General features: G+C 69.3%; 22 protein-coding genes and 2 pseudogenes. 8 read left to right on the top strand and 16 right to left on the bottom strand.

The window, feature by feature from the left end:
- Positions 1-73: 73 nt before the first annotated feature.
- The 3 genes from A5695_RS14150 to A5695_RS14140 are packed head-to-tail and all read right to left on the bottom strand — an operon-like array spanning position 74 to position 2,928.
- Positions 74-1,462: a class II 3-deoxy-7-phosphoheptulonate synthase gene (locus A5695_RS14150; protein WP_068082804.1), complete on the bottom strand. Its 1,389-nt coding sequence runs from the start codon at positions 1,460-1,462 to the stop codon at positions 74-76.
- A gap of 60 nt (positions 1,463-1,522) precedes the next feature.
- Positions 1,523-2,041 (bottom strand): polyadenylate-specific 3'-exoribonuclease AS, encoded by a 519-nt coding sequence (locus A5695_RS14145; protein ID WP_068082801.1) that lies wholly within the window; start codon positions 2,039-2,041, stop codon positions 1,523-1,525.
- A gap of 20 nt (positions 2,042-2,061) precedes the next feature.
- Positions 2,062-2,928, bottom strand: coding sequence for a hypothetical protein (locus A5695_RS14140; RefSeq protein ID WP_156749632.1), 867 nt, complete (start codon positions 2,926-2,928; stop codon positions 2,062-2,064).
- A 107-nt stretch (positions 2,929-3,035) separates the two neighbouring features.
- On the opposite strand from A5695_RS14140, the gene A5695_RS14135 reads away from it, so the two are divergent.
- Positions 3,036-4,319 carry a glycosyltransferase 87 family protein gene (locus tag A5695_RS14135; protein ID WP_068082795.1) on the top strand — a complete coding sequence of 428 codons (1,284 nt, stop codon included), beginning with the start codon at positions 3,036-3,038 and terminating at the stop codon, positions 4,317-4,319.
- Positions 4,320-4,332: 13 nt separating this feature from the next.
- Here A5695_RS14135 and A5695_RS14130 read toward each other — a convergent pair whose 3' ends face one another.
- The 5 genes from A5695_RS14130 to A5695_RS14110 form a co-directional block, all read right to left on the bottom strand.
- Positions 4,333-5,070, bottom strand: a complete 738-nt coding sequence (locus tag A5695_RS14130) for a 1-acyl-sn-glycerol-3-phosphate acyltransferase (RefSeq protein WP_068082791.1) — start codon at positions 5,068-5,070, stop codon at positions 4,333-4,335.
- A 149-nt stretch (positions 5,071-5,219) separates the two neighbouring features.
- Positions 5,220-5,600, bottom strand: coding sequence for a hypothetical protein (locus A5695_RS14125; protein ID WP_068082787.1), 381 nt, complete (start codon positions 5,598-5,600; stop codon positions 5,220-5,222).
- On the bottom strand, positions 5,597-6,865 hold the full coding sequence (locus tag A5695_RS14120; RefSeq protein WP_197515483.1) for an ArsA family ATPase: 1,269 nt from the start codon (positions 6,863-6,865) through the stop codon (positions 5,597-5,599). Before A5695_RS14120 ends, A5695_RS14125 begins: the two co-directional genes overlap by 4 nt.
- A complete protein-coding gene (locus A5695_RS14115; protein WP_068082775.1) occupies positions 6,862-7,296 on the bottom strand; it encodes an SRPBCC family protein in 435 nt (144 codons plus the stop codon). The genes A5695_RS14120 and A5695_RS14115 overlap by 4 nt, the downstream gene beginning before the upstream one ends.
- Before the next feature lie 115 nt (positions 7,297-7,411).
- Positions 7,412-7,801, bottom strand: coding sequence for a polyketide cyclase / dehydrase and lipid transport (locus A5695_RS14110; protein WP_068082810.1), 390 nt, complete (start codon positions 7,799-7,801; stop codon positions 7,412-7,414).
- 156 nt (positions 7,802-7,957) lie between these two features.
- Here A5695_RS14110 and A5695_RS14105 point away from each other — a divergent pair, with 156 nt between their 5' ends.
- Positions 7,958-9,760, top strand: coding sequence for a long-chain fatty acid--CoA ligase (locus tag A5695_RS14105; protein ID WP_068082770.1), 1,803 nt, complete (start codon positions 7,958-7,960; stop codon positions 9,758-9,760).
- 114 nt (positions 9,761-9,874) lie between these two features.
- Here A5695_RS14105 and pimB read toward each other — a convergent pair whose 3' ends face one another.
- The 4 genes from pimB to A5695_RS14085 form a co-directional block, all read right to left on the bottom strand.
- Entirely contained in the window at positions 9,875-11,017 is a 1,143-nt protein-coding gene (gene pimB, locus A5695_RS14100) for a GDP-mannose-dependent alpha-(1-6)-phosphatidylinositol monomannoside mannosyltransferase (protein WP_068082767.1), read from the bottom strand.
- A gap of 47 nt (positions 11,018-11,064) precedes the next feature.
- The gene (locus A5695_RS14095) at positions 11,065-11,904 is read right to left on the bottom strand and encodes a hypothetical protein (protein WP_068082807.1); all 840 of its coding nucleotides are present in this window, start codon (positions 11,902-11,904) and stop codon (positions 11,065-11,067) included.
- Between the two features lie 37 nt (positions 11,905-11,941).
- Entirely contained in the window at positions 11,942-13,069 is a 1,128-nt protein-coding gene (gene ripC, locus A5695_RS14090) for a peptidoglycan hydrolase RipC (protein ID WP_068082764.1), read from the bottom strand.
- A 184-nt stretch (positions 13,070-13,253) separates the two neighbouring features.
- Complete coding sequence (locus A5695_RS14085) at positions 13,254-13,508, bottom strand: hypothetical protein (RefSeq protein ID WP_068082761.1); 255 nt, start codon at positions 13,506-13,508, stop codon at positions 13,254-13,256.
- 140 nt (positions 13,509-13,648) lie between these two features.
- On the opposite strand from A5695_RS14085, the pseudogene A5695_RS14080 reads away from it, so the two are divergent.
- Positions 13,649-15,511 (top strand): annotated as a pseudogene (locus A5695_RS14080) (DEDD exonuclease domain-containing protein); the annotation flags it as partial.
- Here the strand turns inward: A5695_RS14080 and trpD are convergent.
- A complete protein-coding gene (gene trpD / locus A5695_RS27595; protein ID WP_231974822.1) occupies positions 15,449-16,549 on the bottom strand; it encodes an anthranilate phosphoribosyltransferase in 1,101 nt (366 codons plus the stop codon). The pseudogene A5695_RS14080 and the gene trpD overlap by 63 nt on opposite strands.
- Positions 16,550-16,687: 138 nt before the next feature.
- Between trpD and A5695_RS14075 the strand changes: the two genes are divergently transcribed.
- Genes A5695_RS14075 through A5695_RS14060 form a run of 4 tightly spaced genes read left to right on the top strand, consistent with a single transcriptional unit; the run spans position 16,688 to position 21,096 of the window.
- Complete coding sequence (locus tag A5695_RS14075; RefSeq protein ID WP_068082755.1) at positions 16,688-17,299, top strand: heme-copper oxidase subunit III; 612 nt, start codon at positions 16,688-16,690, stop codon at positions 17,297-17,299.
- A 40-nt stretch (positions 17,300-17,339) separates the two neighbouring features.
- A complete protein-coding gene (locus A5695_RS14070; RefSeq protein ID WP_068082752.1) occupies positions 17,340-18,194 on the top strand; it encodes a c-type cytochrome in 855 nt (284 codons plus the stop codon).
- A complete protein-coding gene (locus A5695_RS14065; RefSeq protein WP_068082750.1) occupies positions 18,191-19,402 on the top strand; it encodes a ubiquinol-cytochrome c reductase iron-sulfur subunit in 1,212 nt (403 codons plus the stop codon). Before A5695_RS14070 ends, A5695_RS14065 begins: the two co-directional genes overlap by 4 nt.
- On the top strand, positions 19,399-21,096 hold the full coding sequence (locus tag A5695_RS14060) for a cytochrome bc complex cytochrome b subunit (RefSeq protein ID WP_068082747.1): 1,698 nt from the start codon (positions 19,399-19,401) through the stop codon (positions 21,094-21,096). The genes A5695_RS14065 and A5695_RS14060 overlap by 4 nt, the downstream gene beginning before the upstream one ends.
- On the opposite strand, the gene A5695_RS14055 is transcribed toward A5695_RS14060, so the two are convergent.
- On the bottom strand, positions 21,093-21,554 hold the full coding sequence (locus A5695_RS14055) for a DUF5994 family protein (RefSeq protein WP_068082744.1): 462 nt from the start codon (positions 21,552-21,554) through the stop codon (positions 21,093-21,095). The two genes, A5695_RS14060 and A5695_RS14055, sit on opposite strands and share 4 nt — an antisense overlap.
- Positions 21,555-21,899: 345 nt before the next feature.
- Between A5695_RS14055 and A5695_RS14050 the strand changes: the two genes are divergently transcribed.
- Positions 21,900-22,133 carry a hypothetical protein gene (locus A5695_RS14050; protein WP_068082740.1) on the top strand — a complete coding sequence of 78 codons (234 nt, stop codon included), beginning with the start codon at positions 21,900-21,902 and terminating at the stop codon, positions 22,131-22,133.
- Between the two features lie 7 nt (positions 22,134-22,140).
- Here A5695_RS14050 and A5695_RS14045 read toward each other — a convergent pair whose 3' ends face one another.
- Both A5695_RS14045 and A5695_RS14040 read right to left on the bottom strand, forming a co-directional pair.
- On the bottom strand, positions 22,141-22,782 hold the full coding sequence (locus tag A5695_RS14045) for a DUF2561 family protein (protein WP_068082737.1): 642 nt from the start codon (positions 22,780-22,782) through the stop codon (positions 22,141-22,143).
- Positions 22,782-23,125, bottom strand: a pseudogene (locus tag A5695_RS14040) (MmpS family transport accessory protein); the annotation flags it as partial. The pseudogene A5695_RS14040 and the gene A5695_RS14045, both read right to left, overlap by 1 nt.
- Between the last annotated feature and the right edge of the window lie 26 nt (positions 23,126-23,151).

Below are 23,151 nucleotides of genomic sequence, written 5' to 3'. Positions count from 1 at the left end.
CCTGCACCCACCAATCATCCCTAAAGCAGCAGAACAAACGACCCCCGCCACGCGGGATTAATTCAGCAGTCTCCTAGTCGCGCAGCATCTCGGCGACCAGGAACGCCAACTCCAGCGACTGCTGGGTGTTGAGCCGCGGATCGCACGCCGTCTCGTACCGGCCCGCCAGGTCCAGGTCCGAAATGTCTTGCGCCCCACCGAGGCATTCCGTGACGTCCTCGCCGGTGATCTCGACGTGGATGCCGCCGGGGTGAGTGCCCAGCGCGCGGTGCACCTCGAAGAAGCCCTGCACCTCGTCGACGACGCGGTCGAAGTGCCGGGTCTTGTAGCCGTTGGAGGACTCGTGGGTGTTGCCGTGCATGGGGTCGCACTGCCAGATCACCTGGTGGCCGGTGGCCTGAACCTTCTCGACGATCGGGGGCAGCAGATCACGCACCTTGTTGTTGCCCATCCGGCTCACCAACGTCAGCCGGCCCGGCTTGTTGTTCGGGTCAAGCCGTTCCACGTATTCGACGGCCAGCTCCGGGGTCATCGTCGGGCCGATCTTCACGCCGATCGGGTTGGCGATCACCTCCGCGAACGCGATGTGCGCGCCGTCGAGCTGGCGCGTGCGCTCGCCGATCCAGACGGTGTGCGCCGACAGGTCGAACAGCTGCGGTTCGCCGTCCTCGCCCTCCGACAGCCGCAGCATGGCCCGCTCGTAGTCGAGCACCAAAGCCTCATGGCTGGCGTAGATTTCGGCGGTCTGCAGGTTGCGGTCGGCCACCCCGCAGGCGCTCATGAACTTCAGACCGCGGTCGATCTCGCTGGCCAGCGCCTCGTACCGGGCGCCCGCCGGCGAGGTCCGGACGAATTCGCGGTTCCAGTCGTGCACCAGGTGCAGCGACGCCAGCCCCGACGACGTCAGCGCCCGCACCAGGTTCATCGCCGCGCTGGCGTTGGCGTAGGCGCGCACCAGGCGCGACGGGTCGTGCTCCCGCGCGGCCGCATCGGGGGCGAAGCCGTTGATCATGTCGCCGCGGTAGGACCGCAACCCCAGGGCGTCGATGTCGGCCGACCGCGGCTTGGCGTACTGCCCGGCGATGCGGGCCACCTTGACCACCGGCATGCTGGCCCCGTAGGTCAGCACCACGGCCATCTGCAGCAGCGCCCGAATGTTGCCGCGGATGTGGGGTTCGGTGTTGTCGGTGAAGGTCTCGGCACAGTCGCCGCCCTGCAGCAGGAACGCCTCGCCCCTGGCGACCTGGGCCAAGTGCTCCTGCAACCGGAGGATCTCCGACGGCACCGTCACCGGCGGGACGCTCTCGAGGACGGTGCGCATGGCCGTCGCCTGGTCGGCCGGCCAGCTGGGTTGCTGGGCGGCCGGCTTGGCCAGTGCGGCGTCCAGCCGCGCCCGCAGGTCGTGCGGCAGCGGGGGCAGCGACGGCAGCTGGTCGATCGGGATGTCGACGGTCCAGTTCATCGGTCCATGGTAACCGGGTCGCGAGGGTGACTGATCAGCGCGAACGCCGTTCGGGCGGGCTCAGGCCGGCGCCGCCCCGCTCGGTTCGGCCTCGGGGCCGTCCGCGGCCGTGATCAGCCGGTATCGCCGCAACTGGTCGCGGGCGTCGACCAGCGCGTCGTGGGCATCGCGCGACCGCGGCGGCATCGGCGGGCACCCCCGGTCCTCCCACAATTGCCGCAGGTCCCGGGTGAAGCGGGGCAGCGCCCGCGGCAACTCGGGCATCGTGCCCCACAGCTGGCACAGGGCGACGTGGTCGTAGGCGCCGATCCACGCCCACAGTTCGATCGGGTCGGCGCCCTTGACGTCGAAGAAGTCCTCGAGGTCCGCGCGGATCTGCCTGCGCGAGCGCCACAGCTGCGACGCGGGGGACGGCAGCTTGGGCAGCACGTTGGCGCGCACCCAGCCACCGGCGCGCTCGGGATCGAATTCCGTGGACACCGCGTAATACTCGCGGCCGTCCTCGGCGACCACCCCGATCGAGATCAACTCGATGGTGCGGCCGTCCTCGATGAACTCGGTGTCGTAGAAGTACCGCACCTTGAAAGCCTATGAGCAGCCTATCGGCTGATCAGGATGGGCCCCGTCGGCGGCGGCGCGGGGTGCACCTCATGGTCGAGCTGGGCGTCGACGACCCGCTCGTCGGGCAGTCGGGGCGTGCCGGCGATCGCGCATTGCAGGTACAGCTTGACCCGCACCACAGGCCGGCGCAGCGTCCGCTCCCGTTGCAGCGCGCGGCGCATCTTCTCCGGCTGGGCGGTGTATCGCCAGCGGGCCCACGGCGCGTGCGGGCGCGACAACCGGATCGCGCCGATCACCAACAGGACCACGATGAACATGCCGAGCAATCCGGTCCACACCTTGCCCTTGAGCACCACCACGACGGCCAGGGGCAGCGTCAACGCCAGGCCGCCGGCCACGGCGGCACGCAGCGGCCACGAATCGGTGCCCTCCCAGATCGGCAGGAAGAACATCAGCGGGTGCAACCCCATGATCAACAGGCCGGCCACCCCGACCGCGGCGAAGACGGCGTCCACCGATGTGCGCCCGTCCTCCGACCAGTAGACGTCCGACAGGTGCAGGATCAACGCGTACTCGTCGAGCACCAGGGCGGCACCGATCCCGAAAAATATTGCGGACAAGGTGAATTCGGGCTCATGGCCGTCGATGGACAGGGTGACCAACGTCAGCCCGGAAAGCAACACCAACACCACGCCGAACGTCACGTGGTGGATATGGATGCCGCCCACATGGACGTTGCGCGGGTGCCACCATCGGGTCGGCCGGCCGGCGTCGGCGCGGTGCCGGATGAGCCGCACGAACGTCCGCGTGACGAAGAAAGTGAGGATGAACGCCACCAGGCAGCACAGCAGGGGCAACCGGCCGCCGCGGAGGATGTCGTTCGCGAACCAGTGCGTCACCCGCAGGACGAACCAGTGGAGCACTCTTGAAACCTACGCCTGTGCGCGTCCACCCCGCGGGAGCCGCGCGGGGCCGCGTCGCGGGCCCAGCACCCATTACGCTGTGGTGCGACATGAGTAGATCGCGGGCGTCCGGCGCGGGCAGTCACCCCGGGCGCGTCCTGTTGTGGTGCGGGCTGTGGCTGCTGGCGGCGGCGGGGCTGGGCTATGTGGCCTGGCAGCTGTTCGGGCACATCCCCTACCGCATCGACATCGACGTGTATCAGATGGGCGCGCAGGCCTGGATGCACGGGCATTCGCTCTACCACGGCGATGTGTTGTTCCACACACCGATCGGGATCAACCTGCCGTTCACCTATCCCCCGCTGGCGGCGATCGTGTTCTGCCCGTTCGCCTGGCTGCACATGCCGGCGGCCAGCGTCGCGATCACGGCGCTGACGTTGGTGCTGCTGGTCGTCTCGACGGTGATCGTGCTGACCCGCTTGGACGTCTGGGCCGCCTCGACGGCGCTGCCCGGGCCGGCGTGGCTGCGCCGCTGGTGGCTGGCCGTGGTCATCACCGCGGCGGCGAGCACGTGGCTGGAACCGATCACGTCGAACTTCGCCTTCGGGCAGATCAACGTCGTGCTGATGACCCTGGTGATCGCCGACTGCGTACCGCGGCGCACCCCGTGGCCGCGCGGCCTGTTGCTGGGCCTGGGCATCGCGCTCAAGCTCACGCCGGCGGTGTTCCTGCTGTACTTCCTGCTGCGCCGGGACAACCGCGCCGCGGTGAGCGCGCTGATGTCGTTCGTGGGGGCGACGGCGCTGGGCTTCGTTCTGGCATGGAGCGATTCGTGGGAGTACTGGACGCACACGCTCGCCCACACCGACCGGATCGGCGAGGCGGCGTTGAACACCGACCAGAACATCGCCGGGGCGCTGGCCCGGATCGGGCTGGGTGAGCAGCAGCGCTTCCTGCTGTGGGTAGCGGCCTCGCTGCTGGTGCTGGCGCTGACGGTGTGGGCGATGCGCAGGGTGCTGCGGGCCGACGAACCCGTGCTGGCCGTCGTGTGCGCCGCGCTGTTCGGGTTGGTGGTGTCGCCCGTCTCGTGGTCCCACCACTGGGTGTGGGGGCTGCCGACGGTCGTGGTGCTGGCCGTGCTGGCCTGGCGGCGCCGCAACGTGGCGCTGGCCGTGGTCGGCGCCGCGGGGGTGGCGCTGATGCGATGGTCGACGATCGACCTGTTGCCCAAGCATCACGAGGCGGCGGCCGTGTGGTGGCGCCAACTCGCGGGGATGTCCTATGTCTGGTGGGCGCTGGCGGTCCTCGCCGTTGCCGGCCTGACGGTCACCGCCCGCACGCCCGCTCGGGAATCGGCGCCGCAGCAGTTGACGCCGGTGACAGCCGTCGGCTGATCGCCGACGCGGTTCAGCCCGCGGCGGTTTCCGGGATCCGCACGGACTCGCCGTTGGATCCCTGACCGGACGAGCCGTTGCGGTTCTCCTTGACGCTGGCCGCGTAGATGTCGACGTACTCCTGGCCGGAGAGACCCATCAGTTCGTAGATCACCTCGTCGATGACGGCGCGCTCGATGAAGCGGTTGCCCGCCAGCCCTTCGAACCGGGAGAAGTCCATCGGCTCGCCGAAGCGGACGGTGACCCGCCCGAAGCGCAACATGTTCGAGCCGGGCGGATTCACCACGTTGGTCCCGATCATCGCCACCGGGATCACCGGCACCCCGGTGTGCAGGGCCAGTCGCGCCAGGCCGGTCTTGCCCTTGTACAGCCGGCCATCCGGCGAACGGGTGCCTTCCGGGTACATGCCCAACAACTTGCCCGCCGACAGCAGCCGCTCCGCGGTGTTCAGCGCGGCCTGCGCGCTGTCGGCGTCGGTCCGGTCGATCGGCACTTGGCCCACTGCGGTGAAAAACCAGCGCTGGAACCAGCCCTTCACGCCGGTTCCGGTGAAGTATTCGGCTTTCGCCAGGAAGGTGATCCGGCGCCGCACCACCAACGGCAGGTAGAAACTGTCCATCACCGCCAGATGATTACTGGCCAGGATCGCCGGCCCGGAACTCGGAATGTGTTCCAGGCCTTCAACTTTTGGCCGACCGAGCAAGGCCAGCAACGGGCCGAGGAGTATGTACTTGAATAGCCAGTACCACATGGCCCTCCCTCTCGCCCGCCCGCCGTGTTCTGCGCCAACTGTACCCATCGCCTGGACGAGGGACCACCTTCGGCGCAGCCGGGCGGTGGCCCGGTTCGAATGTCGCGGCTGCGGCACGCCGCGGCCACTCGAAGCGACCCGCTTGGGGATCACTCCTCGACGGTGACGGGGATGGGCTGATACCGGGTCCTGGTCGTGGCCTCGGGAGGCTCGGAGTCGGTGCCACCGTCGCCGGGTGGCCCGTCGGGCGGCGGTTTCGCCGCGCCGTTGATGTCGTCGAGCATGGCGCGCACGACCTCGAGCAGCGCGATGCTGTGGTCGGCGATGACGGTGACCAGCGGGTGCTGATCACCGGTCGCCAGCGCGGCCAGCGCGCACACCGGGCACCACACCTGCTGACACTTGCCGGTTCCGGCTCCCCGGCCCGCCGTCAGCGCGGCCGCCGCGCGCACCGCCGGGTCGATACCGTCCAGGATCGCCTGGGCGAGCCTGCGCAGTTCCGGACCGATCTCCGAATGACCCTGACTCACTTAGGCCACACCTCCGGATCTGGTCGAAATCGCACAGTTAGCTCCATACCCCGCAATTGCGCGTCTATCACCGTGCAACGCCGAAGCACCGAGGCCAAGCGAACCCTGCGCCGCAATCCGCCCACGCTAATGATCAGGTCGTCGTCGACGCGCCCCAACGTCAGCCCCGACGGATCGATTTGCGGCAACGCTAGCCGCATCCGGTATATCGAACCAAGTCCCGTACCGGATTCCAGGTCCACCGTCGGCCGCAGGGGTCCCGGCGGCGGCGTTCCGCCACGTCGGCGAGCGTTCTCGAGCAAAGCCCCCAGCGCCTTGGGACCGATCGGCTCACCCGACAGGTGCGGCGTCATCACCAGGGCCACCTCACCGATGGTGGCGTCCAGTTCGTCGAGAACACCACGCTGTTCGGAAATGCGTTCGGCGTACCAGTAGAACGCGGGGTGCTCCGGCAGGTTGCGGTATTCGTACGACTCGTCCTCGGTCAGCACCTGGTTGACGATGAGTTCCTCGACGCGCACCCCCATCAGGGCCAGCGAACCGAGCGTCCGGGCCGCTTCGGCCGCGACCACCCGCTCGGGCGTCAACACCAAATGCGCGCTGACCAATTCGCCGTCGGTCAACACGGCGCTGAGCCCCTCGACACTTGCGCTGATGCGCTCCAGCAGTGCGACCACCGCCGCCGACCGCGCGTCGTCGGCCCCGACGGACAGCCGGCGATGGCGCGGCCACGCGCGCTCGACGTAGAGGCCGAAGGTGGCCGGCAAGGTCAGCATGCGCAGTGCATCGGCGGTCGAGGCGCAGTCGACGACGATGCGATCCCAGGCGCCGGAGCAGGCCAGCTCGCCGACGGCGTGCAGCCCGAGCACTTCCTGAACACCTGGTAGCGCCGAAAGCTCCTCGGGCGCAATGGTACTCAGCTCCGAGTCGGGAAAACGCCGATCCAGCGTGTCGACCACGTCGCGCCACCGCACCTCGAGCAGGGCCAACGTGTCCAGTGCCAGCGCGTCCAGAAACCCACCGCCGGCCTGGGCATCATCGGTGTGGACTCGAACCAGTTCGTCCTGACTGGGCGGGACGGGGACACCGAGCACGTCGCCGAGTGAATGCGCCTGATCGGTGGACACCACCAGCACGCGCTCGCCCGCGCTCGCGGCGCTGACCGCCGTGGCGCAGGCCAGCGTGGATTTCCCTACCCCGCCCTTACCTACGAAGAGGCTGATCCGGGCAGGGGTTGACGCCGGCGATTGGCCGGATTCACTCAGCCCTCGACTCGTTTCTTCAGATCCTTCAACGCCGTGTCGGTCAGCCTGCGCTCGGCCTTGCGCTTGAGCAGACCGATCATCGGAACGGCGAGGTCGACCGACAGCTCGTAGGTCACCTCGGTGCCAGATCCCTTGGGCGCCAACCGATATGTGCCTTCCAGGGATCGCAGCAGCGAGCTGGAGACAAGTGTCCAACTGACCGATTGCCGGTCCTTGGGCCACTGGTAGGCCATGACCAGGGTGTCCTTGAGCACGGCGGCGTCCAGCACCACCCGCGCGACCTTGGGGTTGCCGTCGGCGTCCGTCTCCTGAACCTCGGCCTCGCGGTATTCCGAGATCCACTGCGGATAGGAATCGATATCCGCGATGACGTCCATCACGGTGTCCGGGTCGGCCTCGATGTAGATGGTCTGCGACGTTTTTTCCGCCACCTGGTGCTGCCCTCTCTCCCGCAAGCGGTCGACGCCGCCGGCGGGGAAACTACCGTGCGGTCTGACCCCCGGGCCTCCGGTCCGAAACGGTACTCTCCCTGCAAACCTGACCCGGCTAAACTACCGGAGAAACTCCGACCGGACGTGACCGTTCCAGTGTCGTCTTGACCTCGAAGGCCATTTTCTTGCCCGCCACCCGACGGCGGTGTGTCATTTTCGCCAGATTGAGCTTCGCCAACTGCCAAGCCGCGACGCCGGTCGGCTCCGCATGCAGGAAGTAGTGCAGCACAACACCGTCCAGCGACGGCTCCAGCCAGATCTCCATGGTGCCGGTCAACGCACCGGTGACCGCCCACCGGATGCCCTTGTCGGCCCGATCCTCGACAACCTGCAGTCGCAGGTCCGGCCACCAGCGACTCCAGCACGACGGATCGGCGACCGCGGCCCCGACCCGCGCACCGTCGGCCGCGATGAACGTCTCGTCCGCGATCTGGATGCTGTTCACCACCCCAGCTTCACACAGCAATCTCCTCCGGCCGCGCGGAGGGCGGGCCACGGCGAGTGGACTGCCACCCTTCCTGCACGAAAGCCCGGATTAGGCTGGACGTCAACCCGCCGTCCCCCCGGACCGTCAGCCAAGCCAAAAACGAGGTCAGTAAGAGTGCGTGAGTACAGTGTCCCCGCCCGTTTCTCCGTCGGCGAGCACGACAACATCGCGGCCATGGTCTTCGAGAACGAGCGATCGGACCCCGGCTTCGTCATCTTCCGGCGTCAGGTCGACGGCGCCTGGACCGATGTCACCTGCGCCGAGGTCGCCAAACAGGTTCGCTCCGCGGCGCTGGGCCTGATCGCGCTCGGGGTCCAGGCCGGTGACCGGGTTTCCATCTTCTCGGCCACCCGCTACGAGTGGGCGATCATCGACCTCGCGATCCTCTCGGTGGGCGCGGTCACCGTGCCGATCTACGAGACGTCGTCAGCGGAGCAGGTGCGCTGGGTGCTGCAGGATTCCGAGGCGGTGCTGGCCTTCGCCGAGACCGACGCGCACGCCTCGATGGTCACCGAACTCACCGCCGAGCTGCCGGCGCTGCGCCGCGTCCTGCACATCGACGGCTCGGGCCCCAAGGCGCTCGATCAGCTCGTCGAGGCCGGCGCGTCGGTGGAGCCGGCCGAGCTCACCGCCCGCCAGGAGGCGCTGCGTTCCGATGACCCCGCGACGCTGATCTACACCTCGGGCACCACCGGTCGGCCCAAGGGCTGCCAGCTCACTCATTCCAACCTGCTCTATGAGACGCGGGGCGCCAGGGAGTGCCTGCCGACGCTGCTGGACGAGGGGCAGCGGCTGCTGATCTTCCTGCCGCTGGCCCACGTGCTGGCGCGCTCGCTGACCCTCTCGGCGTTCGCCAACAAGGTGACCGTCGGGTTCACCAGCGACATCAAGAACCTGCTGCCGATGTTCGCGGTGTTCAAGCCGACGGTGGTGGTGTCGGTGCCGCGGGTCTTCGAGAAGGTCTACAACACCGCCGAGCAGAACGCGGTCAACGACGGCAAGGGGCGGATCTTCGCGGCCGCCGTGCAGACCGCGGTCGACTGGAGCCAGGCGCAGGACCGCGGGCGTATCGGGCTGGTGCTGCGCGCCAAGCATGCGTTGTTCGACCGGCTGGTCTATCACAAGCTGCGCGCCGCGCTGGGCGGTGAGTGCCACGCGTCGGTCTCGGGCGGCGCCCCGCTGGGCGCGCGGCTGGGCCACTTCTACCGCGGCGTCGGGCTGACCATCCACGAGGGCTACGGCCTGACGGAGACCAGCTCCGCGATCACGGTCAACCAGGTCGGCAACGTGCGGATCGGAACGGTCGGGACGTTGTTGCCGGGCAACAGCATGCGCATCGCCGAGGACGGCGAGCTGCTGGTGCGCGGCGGCGTGGTGTTCAGCGGCTACTGGCGCAACGAGCAGGCCACCACCGACGCGTTCACCGACGGCTGGTTCAAGACCGGCGACCTCGGCTCGCTCGACGAGGACGGCTTCCTGAAGATCACGGGACGCAAGAAGGAAATCATCGTGACGGCCGGCGGCAAGAACGTCGCCCCGGCGGTGCTCGAGGACCAGCTGCGGGCGCACGCACTGATCAGCCAGGCCATGGTCGTGGGCGACGCGAAGCCGTTCATCGGCGCGCTGATCACCATCGACCCCGAGGCGTTCGGCGCCTGGAAAGAACGCAACCACAAGCAGGCCGGCGCGTCGGTGGCCGACCTGGTCAACGACCCTGACCTGGTCGCCGAGGTGGACGCCGCCGTCAAGCACGCCAACCAGGCGGTGTCGCACGCCGAGTCGATCCGCAAATTCCGCATCCTGCCGGTCGATTTCACCGAGGACACCGGCGAGCTGACCCCGACGATGAAGGTCAAGCGCAACGTGGTGGCCGAGAAGTTCGCCTCCGACATCGACTGGATCTACGAAAAGGAATAACTAGCCGCGCCCGGCAGCGGGCGAGGTGGCGTACGGGGAACGCCACCCGCTTGCGAGCGTCACGCCAGCGTGACACGGGCCGTCGAGCGTCACGCCAGCGTGACGCTCGAGCGGCTAGGTCCGCAGCAGCTCGGCCAGCCGCGCCGCGAGCGTGTCCCACCGCCAGTGGGCCATCACCCACTCGCGCCCGGCCGCACCCATCGCCGCCGCCCGATCCGGGTCGCCGAGCACCTCGGCGACGGCGTCGGCGACCGCGTCCGCCGACCGGCCATCGACCACCAATCCAGTCTTGTTGTGCTGCACGGCTTCCGGCGCCCCGCCGGAGTCACCGGCGATCACCGGCTTGCCGGTCGCGGACGCCTCGAGGAAAACGATGCCCAGCCCCTCGACGTCCATGCCGGCGCCGCGGGTGCGGCACGGCATCGCGAAGACGTCGGCCAGCGCATGGTGCGCGGGCAGTTCGGCGGCCGGCACACCCCCGGTGAACGTCACGTGCTCGGCCACCCCGCAATCGCGGGCCAGCTTGCGCAGCGAGCCCAGGTAGGGGCCGCCGCCGACGATCACCAACGCCGCGCCGTCAACGCGCTGCCGAATCGACGCCAGCGCCTTGATCAAGGTGTCCTGGCCCTTGCGGGGAACCAGGCGGGACACGCAGACGACCGTGGGCCGCTCGCCCAGCCGATACCGGTCGCGCAGCTCGGCGCCGCCCGCCGGGTCGGGCCGGAACCGGTCGGTGTTGACCCCGGGCGGCAGGTATTCCAGCGACGCTTTGGGCCCGAATGCCGGCGCGAACCGCGCGCGGGTGTAGCGGCTGACGAACGTCACGACGTCGGTGGTGTCGCCGATGCGGCGGAGCACCGATCGCGCTACCGGGAGCATCGACCAGCCGACCTCGTGGCCGTGCGTGCTGGCCACCACCCGTGTCGCGCCCGCCTGGCGCGCGCGTGGCGCCAGCAGCGCCAGCGGGGCCGCCGCCCCGAACCAGACGGTGTCGATGTCGTTCTCGGCGATCAGCCGGCGCATCCGCGCGTCCACCGCCGGGCCCGGCAGCATCAACGTGCCCGGGTGACGGAACACCCGGTAACCGGCGGCCTCGGCCGAGTCGTCGAAGGCGTCGGCGCCCTTCCATTGCGGCGCGTACACCGTCACCGAATGCAACCGGGCGTCGACCAGCCGTCCGACGAAGTCACTCAGATAGGACTGGATGCCGCCCGGCCGCGGCGGAAAGTCGTTGGTAACCAGCAGGACCCGACTCACTGCGCCAGGCTAGCCTGCCCGCACACCCCGTCGGTGCGGGGACCTCCTCAGGTCGAGCGGGTCAGCCAGTCGTGCCAGCGGGCGAGCAGGCCGGCCGAGTCGGTGGCCAGGACGTCGCGGACGGCGGCGGGCACGTCTGTGTGGCCGACACCGCAGACCGCCTGGTACAGGTCGCGCAGCTTGGCCGCGCCGTAGGTGTCGGCGACGAAACGCACGAACCACCACGCGCGGTCGTAGCCGAGCGAGCGCTGCGATCCGGGCGCGTCCAGGTCGGCGTCCGAGGGCAACGTCAGTGGCACGGACGACGCGTCGGCCGGCACGGGCGTGCGGGGCCGGGCGACGAAGTCGGCCACGCCTTCGGCCAGCCACCGGGGCGCGTCCGCGGCGGTGTCCGCCCGGGCGGCATAGTGAAAAAGCTCGTGCGCCAACATGATTCGAAACGCACCCTCGGTCATGGTGGCCGCGCCCGGCGCGAAGACGATCCGCTCGCCCACCGCCGCCCGGTGCGCGGGATCGACGCGGTCGGCGACCGTTACCGCCGCGATGTCGACCCACTGCGCCGCCGGTCCCCCGCCCGCGGCGGCCCGGAACTCCTCGTCGGTGCGGGCCGCGACCAGCGAGACGTCACGCGACCATTGCCCACCCCAGAACCCCTCGACCGCGTTGATCGCGGCACCGATGTTGGCGGCGACCCGCGACAGCAGGCGATCACTGGCCGGGCTGCCGAAACCGGTCAGCCGAACGGTGCGGTCACCGACGATCAGAGACTTCGTCGTGGCGCTGGCCTGGTTGGGCGGCGGCGTGACGAGCCGGGCGGGCGGTATCCCGACGCCGTGTCCGGCTTCGAGCAGCACGGCGGCCGCGACGACGAGCTCGACCAGGAACACCCCGGCCAGCAGCGGCGTGAGCCGACGGCCGGGGCCGCTAGTAGCGGCGGGCGTCGTGGACCGGGCCTGCGGCATTCATCGGCACCACCCGCACCGGCTGGCCGTAGGTGGAGGAATGAATCACCATGCCGTCACCGACGTAGAGGCCGCTGTGCGACGCGTCGTTGTAGAAGGTGATCACGTCGCCGGGCTGCAGGTCCGACAGCGCCACCGGTTGGCCACCCGCGGCTTGGGCCTGGCTGGAGTGCGGCAGCGAAATGCCGGCCTGCTGAAACGCCCACATCACCAGCCCGGAGCAGTCGAACCCGCCGGGTGCGGCACCGCCCCACACGTAGGGCGAGCCGACCTGGGTCAGCGCCGCTTGCACGACGGTTGCGCGGTCACCGCCGCCGAACGGTCCGGGCATTCCGCCCGGGGGCGGCGCCTCACCGGGCGCCTGCCCGGCCGGCGGCGGCGCGCCCTCCGGCGCGGGCGGGCCGGGGGCCGGCAGCCCGGCCGGCACGGGGCCGGGATCGGCGAGCGCGGTGCGCTGCTCGGGCGACAGCGAGACGTACTGCGACTTGACGACGGCGATCTGTACCTGCAGCTGACTTTGCTTGGACTGCAGGCTCGCGCGCACCGCGGCGGCCTGCTCGGCCGCGCTCTTGGCGTCGGCGGCCGACTTGGCGGACTCCCGCTCGGCCTTGGCGGCCTGCTCGTTGGCGACCTTGAAGTTCTTCATCTGGTCGGCCATCTGCGTCGCCATCTGGCGCTGCATGGCCAACTTGTCGATCAGCCCTTGCGGCGAACCGGCGGTCAACATCGCCGTCATGCCGTCCACGCGGCCGCCCATGTAGGTCGCGGCGGCGAGCTTGTTGACGGCGCCCTGGTACGACGCCAACCGGGCCTTGGCCGCGTCGACGGCGGTCTGGGCGTCGTCGTGCTTCTTGTCCGCCGCACGCTGGGCCGCCAACTTGTCGTTCAGGTCGAGCTGCGCGCTGTGCATCGCCTCGGTGGTCTGCTCGGCCTGGCGGGACAACTCGCTGAGCTTGGCCAGCGCGTCGTCAGCCGGGTCGGCCGAGACGTGCGCAGCAAGGAGACCCGACAACACAGTGAAGCCCGCTAGCGTCCCGATAGCAGTTCGTGTTAGGACACGCGCAAACGGGTATCTAGAGCCAAGCCTCAAGATTTTGCTTCCTTAAACGGCCACCGACGCGCCCACGCGCCGTCGAGCTGGTTTAGGTCTCAAACAGGTTACGAAACGATATCGACGTTTGTCCAAAGCGAGCGGTTAAGAAATTGGATAGATTTCTGTCATTATCGTGTGAACGATTCTGGCCCGCTCGTAAACCTTTGGCACACAAAGCATCTTAGGCGACGCCCGAATCGTGCTCGCGGCGGATGGGCACCAACCGCAAACGCGGAGCCAGGCCGACATCGGCAAGCACCGCCAACGCAGCGCATTCGTCTTCCAACAAAGTTTCCGGGACCCCGAGTATCACGCTGACTACGCAATCGCGACATCCGGGCCCGCGCACCGCGCAGTCGTCGCAGTCGATCACCACCGGGCCACCCGCATCCGGCGTCTTCGCGCCGTAGCGGTCGGGTCTGCTGCTTCGTGCCATCGGGATCGGTCCTCTCGGTCGGGCGGGGTGAACGTCGGGGTCGGACTGTCCGCACGGTAACCGCAGCCACCGACAACCAACCGGCAGCCGCCTTCCGGCTGGCGACAGGCTCCCCACGCCCCGGCGTGGGAGCCGCGCCGATGTCGGTGGTCGTGCTTAACCTCGCGGCCATGGGTGCCGGTGGTGCGACTCAGCTCAGCTTCGCCGAGTTGGGCTCGCCCTTTGCCACCGCGGACGTCCCGCTGCGCGACACCACCTTCGTAGTGGTGGACCTGGAAACCACCGGCGGCCGCACGAAGAGCACGGACGGAAACGCCCCCGACGCCATCACCGAGATCGGGGCGGTGAAGGTTCGCGGCGGCGTGGTGCTCGGCGAGTTTGCCACGCTGGTCGACCCGGAGCGCAGCATCCCGCCGCAGATCGTGCAGCTGACCGGCATCACCACCGCGATGGTGTCCGACGCTCCGCGGATCGACGCCGTGTTGCCGATGTTCCTCGAGTTCGCTGGGGACGCGGTGCTGGTCGCCCACAACGCCGGGTTCGACATCGGGTTCCTGCGCGCGGCGGCGGCGCGGTGCGAAATCCGTTGGCCCCGGCCGCGGGTGCTGTGCACAGTGCGGCTGGCTCGCCGGGTGCTCAGCCGCGAGGAGGCCCCCAGCGTGCGACTGGCCGCCCTGGCGCGGCTGTTCGCCGTCGCCACGCAGCCCACCCACCGCGCCCTTGACGACGCGCGCGCCACCGTCGACGTGCTGTACGCACTCATCGAGCGGGTGGGCAACCAGGGCGTGCACACCTATGCCGACCTGCGCGCCTACCTGCCGGACGTGACCCCGGCCCAGCGGCGCAAGCGGGTCCTCGCCGAGGGGCTGCCCCGCCGGCCGGGCGTCTACCTGTTCCGTGGGCCGTCAGGCGAGGTGCTCTACGTCGGCACCGCGGTCGACCTGCGCCGCCGGGTCGCCCAATACTTCAACGGCGCGGACCCCCGCGGCCGGATGAAGGAAATGGTCAACCTCGCCACCGCGGTCGACCACGTCGAGTGCGCCCACGCGCTGGAGGCCGGCGTCCGCGAGCTGCGGCTGCTGGCCGCGCACGCCCCGCCCTACAACCGGCGGTCGCGGTTCCCGCACCGGTGGTGGTGGGTGGCACTCACCGACGAGGCGTTCCCGCGGCTCGCGGTGGTGCGAGCGCCCCGCCACGACCGCGCCGTCGGCCCGTTTCGCCTCCGCGCCGACGCCGCCGACACGGCCGCCCTGCTCGCCCGCTTCACCGGCCTGCGGACCTGCACCGCCCGGCTGGGGCGCTCCGTCCTGCACGGCCCGGCCTGCGCCGAGCTCGAGGTGTCACCCTGCCCCGCGGCGCGCGACATCGCGGCCACCCAATATGCCGCCGCCGTGGCGCACGCCGCGGCCTTGGTCGACGGCCTCGAGAACACCGCCCTGGCGGCCGCCGTGGACCAGGTCACGGCGCTGGCCGAACGCCGACATTTCGAGAGCGCCGCCCGCCTGCGCGACCGCACCGCCACGGCCGTCGAGATCCTGTGGCGCGGCCAGCGGTTGCGCGCCCTGGCCACGCTGCCCGAGCTGATCGCCGCCGCGCCCGACGGGCAGGGCGGCTACCACCTCGCCGTCGTCCGGCACGGTCAGCTCGCCGCGGCGGGCTCCGCCCGGCGCGGGGTGCCCCCGATGCCGGTGGTCGACGCGATGGTGGCCGGCGCACAGGCGATTCTGCCGAGCGCGGCCCCGCTGGGCGGTGCGTTGGTGGAGGAGTCCGCCCTCATCGCCCGTTGGCTGGCTGAGCCGGGGGTGCGCATCGTGCGCGTCGACGACTCCCCCGACGCCGCGGGCTGGGCGTCACCGCTGCGCTCCGCCGGCGCATGGGCGGCGTGGGCGGCCTCGGCGCGCTCGGCCCGGTTGGCTTACGAACAAGCGGCCCAACGTGATTCAGAGCTGCTGACCGAACCGCACCCATCGCGCGAGCAGCTGTTCGGCCGCGCCGGAGTCGATCGCCGCGCTGGCCCGCCCCAGCCCGTCCTCCCACGCCGGCAACCATTCAGCGCGGCTGGATAGACCGGCGTGCGCGACGATCGCGCCGGCGGCGTTGAGCACGACGGCGTCCCGCACCGGACCCTTTCCGCCGGCCAGCACGGCGCGCACCTCCGCCGCGTTGGCGTGCGCGTCGCCGCCCAGCAGATCGCCCAGATCGGCGCGGGCGAAACCGAATCCGGCCGGATCGAAGGTCAACCTGTCCACCGTGCCGGCCTGCACGCGCCAAATCGTGCTGGTGGTGGTCGTGGTCAACTCGTCGAGCCCGTCGTCGCCGTGCACCACCAGCACGCTGGACCGGCGCCCGGCGAACACCCCCGCCATCACCTCGGCCAGGTTGGCGAATGCGCAGCCGATCAAGCCGGCTCGCGGCTTCGCCGGATTCGTAAGCGGCCCAAGCAGATTGAACACCGTGGGCACGCCTATCTCGCGGCGCGCCGCGGAGGCGTGCCGGTACGAAGGGTGAAAAAGCGGCGCGAAGCAGAACCCGATGCCCACCTCCTCGAGGCTCCGCGCGACCTGCTCGGGTTCGAGCTCGATGCGCACCCCGAGCGCCTCCAGCGTGTCGGCACCGCCGGACAGCGACGACGACGCGCGATTGCCGTGTTTGACCACCGGCACGCCCGCGGCGGCTACCACGATCGCCGCCATGGTGGACAGGTTGAACGTGTTGACGCCGTCACCGCCGGTCCCGACGATGTCCACGGAGTCGTCGCGCATACCCGCCGGCAGTGGGCGCGCGTGGCTCAGCATGACGTCGGCCAGCTCGCCGACCTCGGCCGAGGTGGGCACCTTCATCTTCATCGCCACCGCGAAGGCGGCGACCTGGGCCGGGCTCGCGTCGCCGGCCATGATCTGCGCCATGGCCCAGGCCGCCTGGCCGCGGGCCAGATCGTGCCCGTCGGTCAACCGGGCCAGGATCCGCGGCCACGACGGCGCCGTCCCTGCCGCGCCCGCGGCGGAACCCCCGAGGGATGAAGCCTCAGATGACAGAGCCACGCGCCGATGGTCCCACGAGCACCGAACCTCCCCCAACCGCCGCGGAGGGCCGCCCGCTCCGGGCGTGCTCGCGACGCGAAAACATCAAATGCCGCCCCGGGTGGAGTTCAACAACTACAAAGCGTCATACTTGCGGATGTGACCAGCGCTGTAGGGACCTCAGGTACTGCAATCACGTCGCGGGTTCATTCGTTGAATCGACCCAACATGGTCAGTGTCGGCACCATCGTTTGGCTCTCCAGCGAGCTGATGTTCTTTGCCGGGCTGTTCGCGATGTACTTCACCGCGCGTGCGCAGTCGGGCGGAAAGTGGCCGCCCCCGCCGACCGAACTCAACCTCTATCAGGCCGTCCCGGTGACGCTGGTGCTGATCGCATCCTCGTTCACCTGCCAGATGGGGGTGTTCGCGGCCGAACGCGGCGACGTCTTCGGGTTGCGCCGCTGGTACGTGATCACCTTCCTGATGGGGCTGTTCTTCGTTTGCGGGCAGGGCTACGAGTACTACCACCTGGTCACCCACGGCACCACGATCCCGGGCAGCGCCTACGGCAGCGTGTTCTACCTGGCCACCGGGTTCCACGGTCTGCACGTCACCGGCGGTCTGATCGCGTTCATCTTCTTGCTGGCCCGCACCGCGATGAGCAAGTTCACCCCGGCGCAGGCCACCGCGAGCATCGTCGTGTCCTACTACTGGCATTTCGTCGACATCGTGTGGATCGCGCTTTTCACGGTGATCTATTTCATCCGATGAGCCGACGGCTCCGAATAACGGAATGAACAGGAGTGCTCGGTTGAAGAAGCTGGGGTCCATGCGAAACCGGAAGCCGCGAAACGCCGCGAGCGATCGCTCCCGGCGGCGGCTGCGCCGCCGCTTGTCCGGCGGGCTGCTGCTGCTGATCGCGCTGACCATCGCCGGCGGACTGGCCGCCGTCCTGACGCCGCGCCCACAGGTCGCCGTCGCCGACGAGTCGTCCTCGGCGCTGCTGCGGACCGGCAAGCAGCTGTTCGAGACGTCGTGCGTCTCGTGCCACGGCGCCAACCTGCAGGGCGTGCCCGACCGCGGGCCCAGCCTGATCGGGGTCGGCGAGGAAGCCGTCTACTTCCAGGTGTCCACCGGCCGGATGCCGGCGATGACCGGTGAGGCCCAGGCGCCGCGCAAGGAGCCCATCTTCGACGAGGCGCAGGTCGACGCCCTGGGCGCCTACGTGCAGGCCAACGGCGGCGGCCCGACCACGGTCCGAAACCCGGACGGCAGCCTGGCGATGAAGTCGCTGCGCGGTGACGATCTCGGCCGCGGCGGTGACCTGTTCCGGCTGAACTGCTCCTCCTGCCACAACTTCACCGGCCAGGGTGGGGCGCTTTCGTCGGGCAAGTACGCACCGCCCCTGGAGCCGGCCAACGAGCAGCAGATCCTGGCGGCGATGCGGACCGGCCCGCAGAACATGCCCAAGTTCTCCGACGGCCAGCTGTCCTTCGAAGCGAAGAAGGACATCATCGGCTACGTCAAGGCGGTCACCGAAGAGCGCCAGCCGGGCGGCTACGGCCTGGGCGGCTTCGGGCCCGCGCCCGAGGGCATGGCGGCGTGGATCATCGGGATGGTCGCCGCCATCGGTTTGGCACTGTGGATTGGGGCACGAGCATCATGAGCGAAAACGACGTTCGCGGCTCTGACACCGGCGGAACTGCCCATGGTGTCGGCGAGCGGGAACCCGACGACGCAGCGCTGGCGGCGATGTCGCGCGACGAGCTGGTGACGCTGGGCGGCAAGCTCGACGGCGTCGAAACGATCGTCAAGGAACCCCGCTGGCCCATCGAGGGCACCAAGGCCGAGAAGCGCGCCGAGCGTGGGGTAGCCCTGTGGTTGCTGCTCGGCGGTGGTTTCGGCCTGGCGCTGCTGTTGGTCTTCCTGTTCTGGCCGTGGGAGTACAAGCCCAAGAACGCCGCCGGCAGCCTGCTGTACGACCTGGCCACCCCGCTGTACGGGCTGACCTTCGGGATGTCGATCCTGTCGATCGCGATAGGCACCATCCTCTACCAGAAAAGGTTTATCCCCGAAGAGATTTCGATCCAGCAGCGGCACGACGGCGCCTCCCGGGACATCGACCGCAAGACGGTAGTGGCGAACCTGACCGACGCGCTGGAGGGCTCGACCGTCCGCCGCCGCAAGGTGATTGGGGCGTCGCTCGGGCTGGGCCTCGGCGCGTTCGGCCTGTCGACCCTGGTGGCCTTTGCGGGCGGCCTGATCAAGAACCCGTGGAAACCGGTGGTGCCCACCGCCAATGGAAAGAAGGCGGTGCTCTGGACGTCCGGGTGGACCCCGCGGTATGCGGGCGAGACCATCTTCCTCGCGCGGGCCACCGGCTCCGCCGGCGCCTCGCCGTTCGTCAAGATGCGGCCCGAAGACCTTGACGCCGGCGGCATGGAGACCGTGTTCCCCTGGCGGGAATCCGACGGCGACGGCACCACTCCGGAATCGCAGGAGAAGCTGCGCGCGATCAACCAGGGCGTCCGCAACCCCGTGATGCTCATCCGGATCCGGCCGACGGACATGCCGCGGGTGGTCAAGCGCCAGGGCCAGGAGAGCTTCAACTTCGGCGAGTTCTTCGCCTACACCAAGGTCTGCTCGCACCTCGGTTGCCCCGCTTCGCTTTTCGAGGAGCAGACCTACCGAATCCTGTGCCCCTGCCACCAGTCGCAGTTCGACGCCCTGCATTTCGCCAAGCCGATCTTCGGCCCGGCGGCCCGCGCGCTCGCACAGCTGCCCATCACGATCGACTCCAACGGGTATCTGGTCGCCAACGGTGACTTCGTCGAGCCCGTCGGACCGGCATTCTGGGAGAGGACGACAACATGAGTCCCAAACTGAGTCCCCCGAAACCGCCGAAGATCGGCGATGTTCTGGCCCGTCAGGGTGAAGACATCGACACCCGTTATCACCCCTCGGCGGCGGTGCGCAGGCAGCTGAACAAGGTCTTCCCGACGCACTGGTCGTTCCTGTTGGGCGAGATCGCGATGTACAGCTTCATCGTGCTGCTGCTCACCGGCGTGTACTTGACCCTGTTCTTCGACCCGTCGATGGCCGAGGTCACCTACAACGGCGCCTACCAGCCGCTGCGCGGTGTGGACATGTCCAAGGCGTTCGCCTCGACCCTGGACATCTCGTTCGAGGTGCGCGGCGGTCTGTTCGTTCGGCAGGTACACCATTGGGCCGCTTTGATTTTCGCGGCGTCCATCATGGTGCACCTGGCCCGCATCTTCTTCACCGGCGCGTTCCGCAGGCCCCGCGAGGCGAACTGGGTGATCGGCTCGCTGCTGCTGATCCTGGCCATGTTCGAGGGATACTTCGGCTACTCGCTGCCCGACGACCTGTTGTCCGGTATCGGGCTGCGGGCCGCGCTGTCCTCGATCACGCTGGGGATGCCGGTGATCGGCACCTGGCTGCACTGGGCGCTGTTCGGCGGCGACTTCCCTTGCGGCGGCGTGGGTAACGAGTGCGCCACGGCGGGCTACATCATCCCCCGCATGTACGCGCTGCACATCCTGCTGCTGCCGGGGATCATCCTGGCGCTGATCGGGCTGCACCTGGCGATGGTGTGGTTCCAGAAGCACACCCAGTTCCCCGGCCCAGGGCGCACCGAGCACAACGTGGTCGGCGTGCGCGTGATGCCGATCTTCGCGGTGAAGTCCGGCGCGTTCTTCGCCGCGATCGTCGGTGTGCTCGGCCTGATGGGCGGCCTGCTGCAGATCAACCCGATCTGGAACCTGGGCCCCTACAAGCCATCTCACGTTTCGGCCGGTTCGCAGCCAGACTTCTACATGATGTGGACGGAAGGCCTGGCGCGCATCTGGCCGCCGTGGGAGTTCTACTTCTGGCACCACACGATTCCCGCGCCCGTTTGGGTGGCGCTGCTGATGGGCCTGATCTTCGTCCTCCTGATCGTCTACCCCTTCTTGGAGAAGCGGTTCAGCGGCGACTACGCGCATCACAACCTGCTGCAACGGCCGCGCGACGCCCCGGTGCGCACGGCGATCGGCGCGATGGCGATCTCCTTCTACATGTTGCTGACACTCGCGGCGATGAACGACATCATCGCGCTGAAGTTCCAGATCTCGCTGAACGCGACGACCTGGATCGGCCGCATCGGGATGGTCATCCTGCCGCCGGTGGTCTACTTCATCGCGTACCGGTGGTGCGTGGCCCTGCAGCGCAGCGACCGGGAGGTGCTCGCGCACGGCATCGAGACCGGCATCATCAAGCGGCTGCCGCACGGCGCGTACATCGAGCTGCATCAGCCGCTCGGCCCGGTCGACGACCACGGCCACCCGCTACCGCTGGAGTACCAGGGCGCGGCGCTGCCCAAGCGGATGAACAAGCTGGGGTCGGCCGGTTCACCGGGGCACGGCAGCTTCCTGTTCGCCGACCCGGCGTCGGAGGACGCGGCGCTGCGCGAGGCGGCACACAGCTCCGAGCAACGTGCCCTGACCGCCCTGCGCGAGCACCAGGAGAGCACCGTCGGTTCAAACGGCGAGAACGGCGAGCACCACTAGCCGCGCGCTGGTTCGGTGACGTCCGTGCCGCACTGTTGGTGAGCGGCCCGCAGGACGGAGCCGGCGGTCAGGAACGCCGGCTTCGTCTGGTCGCGCGCTTCGACGGGTAGGTCGGCCGCGCAGCGCAACACCATCAGGGCGAGCGCGCTGTAGGTGGCGTACGGGATGACCAGGAGGTTGACGCGTGCGCCGGCCCCGATGATGGTCATCACGTGCTGGCGTTTCCGTTCCCAGCCGGACCAGTTCAGGTCGGGTGGTCGCTGCAGTGGTGGCCAGTTGACGTTGATGGACTCGATTTCCCCGAGCAACGGGGTCAGAACGGCGATCAAGTCGGGCAACTCGTTGGTGATGCGGTCCGCGCGGGGCCACCACGCGCCGTCGATTGCCCGCCCGAGCTCACGCCTCACCGACAGCCGAACGGGGTTGGCTCGGCGTCGGCGCTCCGGCAGTGCGGTCATCGACGGGCTCGGCGGTCGCGGCTTGGCACCGTTGCAACATCCACGGGCGGTTCCTTCACGTCGGCGTCGTTCGCCCCGGCGAGCGCGGCGCGAACGGAGGAATCGCATTGCCCGTGGGTGGCAACCGCACCGAACGCACGGACCACCGCTGACAACGAAATGGCTCGTCGTCGACGCTACGCCCTGGGCGATCCGTCGGCACGCCCAGGGTGGCCGCACGGACTCCGGAATCAGCCCGGCGCCGCGGCGCAACCGACCCGCCCCCGCCGTTGCACTAGAGTGACGAATGCCTGACCGTGGCGCTGCCCTGGTGAGCGGGGGGCCGAAATGGTGAGGACGGGCGTAATGGCAATACAGGACTGGGCCGATGCGCCAGAGATCCATCCCTCGAAGATCCGCGTCGGTGACATCATCGGCACGCTGCGTCCCACGAAACTGCGCTACACCGTCAAGATGATCAGCGGGCCGCAGACGACTCCCCGGCGGTGGACGTTCTTCGGCCGTGACGACAACGGTGCGCAGTACACGGGCACGTTCGGCGAGGACGAATTGGTTCGCAGGTACGCCAAGGCGTCCTGATCGGCGCCTACGCCGCGCCGACGACCCGGCGCAGCTGGCGAACGTGTAGCCATTCAATCGCCGGCATCCCCGCGGTGAGGACACCGGCGATCGCATAGGCGACCCAGGACGGGCCGTCGTGGCCGACGGCCATCAGGTAAGTCGCCGTCGCCGCCGCGACCAGCGCCGCGCCCGTCGCGGTGACCAACAGCACGGTGCCGCGCAACCAGACCCGATCGACCGTCTCACCCGACCATTCGGCATCGGCCGCCGGAGCGGGCGCCTGGGCCCTCGACTGGCGCGCCCGCTCGGCCGCGGTGCGCGGCGCCTGCGACATCAGCCGCACCGGGGGCCGGCTGGGCGCGGTCATCCCCCGGGCGGCCGGGTCGGTCTGGGCCATTCGGCGCGCCCGAATCAGCATCGGGATCGCCCCGGCGATGATCACCGCCGAGACCACGATCACGGCATAGAGCACCCACGAGGTGGAATGTGCGCTGCTGGCCGCTTTGTGAAACCCCCGGCCCATGTCCGTCAGCGCGACGGCGGCGGCCACGCTCACGCCAAGCAACACCAGCCAGACGGCCGCGCACGCACCGATCAGGATGCGGTCGATGACGTCCGGTGAAATGGGGTCGTCGCCACGGCGGTACGCCGAATACCTGCTGACCATCAGCAACTCGTCTGCGGTGCGTCGTTGCTGTTCGCCGACAGGACCGTTCCGTCGCTCGTCGTGATCGAGCAGTTGAGCCGGCTGACCCGGAACAGGCTGGACGCCTCGACGGAGCCGACGTCGGACTGCGAGATCGGGGTGACGGTCATCGACCACGGGATGTACACGTTGTGCTGCGTGCGCCGCCGGCCGGACGCGTCGACGTAGGTCACCGAGATGATGTCCCCGGGCGCCTTGGTGCCGGTGACGGAGTAGGTCACCTGCCGGGGGCCGGCCGGGGTGGTCGGCGGCGGCGCGGCAGCGTGCTGTTGGTCACCGCGACGGGCGCGGCGCTGGTCGCGGCGGCGACGGCGACTTACCTGATGGCCG

The organism is Mycobacterium sp. E1747 (assembly GCF_001667775.1).
Lineage (GTDB): Bacteria > Actinomycetota > Actinomycetes > Mycobacteriales > Mycobacteriaceae > Mycobacterium.
The sequence above is the reverse complement of the archived record's forward strand: the minus strand, read 5'-3'. Positions and strand labels throughout refer to the sequence as shown.

Excerpts from the sequence above, each read along its gene's own strand:
- A5695_RS14130 (WP_068082791.1), bottom strand. The coding sequence starts at position 5,070 with ATGTGGTACTGGCTATTCAAGTACATACTCCTCGGCCCGTTGCTGGCC.
- A5695_RS14050 (WP_068082740.1), top strand. The coding sequence starts at position 21,900 with ATGGCAATACAGGACTGGGCCGATGCGCCAGAGATCCATCCCTCGAAG.
- A5695_RS14135 (WP_068082795.1), top strand. The coding sequence starts at position 3,036 with ATGAGTAGATCGCGGGCGTCCGGCGCGGGCAGTCACCCCGGGCGCGTC.
- A5695_RS14060 (WP_068082747.1), top strand. The coding sequence starts at position 19,399 with ATGAGTCCCAAACTGAGTCCCCCGAAACCGCCGAAGATCGGCGATGTT.
- A5695_RS14065 (WP_068082750.1), top strand. The coding sequence starts at position 18,191 with ATGAGCGAAAACGACGTTCGCGGCTCTGACACCGGCGGAACTGCCCAT.
- A5695_RS14055 (WP_068082744.1), bottom strand. The coding sequence starts at position 21,554 with ATGACCGCACTGCCGGAGCGCCGACGCCGAGCCAACCCCGTTCGGCTG.
- A5695_RS14150 (WP_068082804.1), bottom strand. The coding sequence starts at position 1,462 with ATGAACTGGACCGTCGACATCCCGATCGACCAGCTGCCGTCGCTGCCC.
- A5695_RS14085 (WP_068082761.1), bottom strand. The coding sequence starts at position 13,508 with ATGGCACGAAGCAGCAGACCCGACCGCTACGGCGCGAAGACGCCGGAT.
- A5695_RS14045 (WP_068082737.1), bottom strand. The coding sequence starts at position 22,782 with ATGGTCAGCAGGTATTCGGCGTACCGCCGTGGCGACGACCCCATTTCA.